The sequence below is a fragment of the Aquipseudomonas alcaligenes NBRC 14159 genome, from assembly GCF_000467105.1.
GTDB lineage: Bacteria > Pseudomonadota > Gammaproteobacteria > Pseudomonadales > Pseudomonadaceae > Aquipseudomonas > Aquipseudomonas alcaligenes.
Window position 1 is genome coordinate 1 of the sequence record NZ_BATI01000106.1, and the last position, 1,273, is coordinate 1,273.

Consider the following 1,273-nt stretch of genomic DNA (forward strand, 5'->3'; position numbering starts at 1 on the left):
TCTGGCAATGAGCGTCAGTTCAGCCTCGGTGGTTTTCAATGCGCTTAGGTTGAAAGCAACGGACGTTGGCTAGTCTGCTAGACAAGACGATGTGCCTACCTGCAGGGCGATTTTTTAAATGCGCATCTGACCGGAAAATACCGTACGGTAGCTTGCAACTTGACCTATCAGTCGCATCACCTGATGACGAGGGGACGTTCTATGGATCGTTCCCGCTGCGAGTAGGAGACTGACAGTCGTTACCCCATGAGGATTCTCCGTGGCCCGCATTCGCCGACTGCAAATTAGCAACTTCCGGTCTATCCAGGCGCTCGACTGGGTGCCGGCCCCCGGAATTAACTGCCTCATTGGTCCGGGTGACAGTGGGAAGTCCAGCATCCTGGACGCGATTGACCTTTGCGTCGGCGCCCGCCGAGGCGGCACGTTCGGCGACATGGACTTCTTCGCATTAAACGTCGATGTACCCATCACCATCAGCGTGGCGCTTGGCGATTTGCCGGTATCGCTGATGGATATCGATGTCTACGGCGAGTTCTTGCGTGGATTCCATCCCGGTACGGGGGAAGTCGAAGACGAACCGCGAGCGGGGCTGGAGACCGTCATCACCTTGCGTCTGCAAGTTGGTGCCGATTTGGAGCCTGTTTGGACACTTTTCTCCGAGCGCGCGGAGCAGCAGCAACTTGAACGCACTCTTCCCTGGAAAGAACGAGCGGCACTAGCGCCCGCCCGTATCGGCAGCTTTGCGAGCTCGAACCTGTCGTGGAGTCGTGGCTCAGTGCTCAATCGACTTACCGATGAGCGCGCCGAGCTTGGTGCTGAACTGGCGCGCGCCGCTAGGCAAGCAAGAGCGAACTTTGGCAATCAAGCAGCCGAACATCTGACCCAGACGCTTGAGGTCGTGCAACGCACAGCACAGCATCTTGGCGTTTCGGTCGGGGCTATGCCTCAGGCGCTCCTTGACGCACATTCTGTGTCGATTGGCGAGGGGGCGATCGCGCTGCACAGTGAAACAGGTATTCCGCTGCGCTCCCTTGGCACGGGCTCGTCACGCTTGCTAGTGGCAGGGCTTCAAAGGGCTGCGGCCAGCGCCGCGCCAATTGCCCTGGTTGATGAGGTGGAATACGGGCTTGAACCTCATCGGCTCATGCGATTCCTGGACTCGCTGGGTGCAAAGGACGCTGCCGCTCCGTTGCAAGTGTTCATGACGACGCACTCGCCGGTCGCGCTGCGCGAGCTGTCCGGCAGCCAGTTATTCGGTAATCCCCCCTGAAAT

The 1,273-nt window shown here is 58.9% G+C and carries 1 pseudogene; it reads left to right on the forward strand.

The features are described from left to right. Positions 1–259 precede the first annotated feature (259 nt). Positions 260–1,255: pseudogene (locus PA6_RS22240) on the forward strand (ATP-dependent nuclease); the annotation flags it as partial. Between the last annotated feature and the right edge of the window lie 18 nt (positions 1,256–1,273).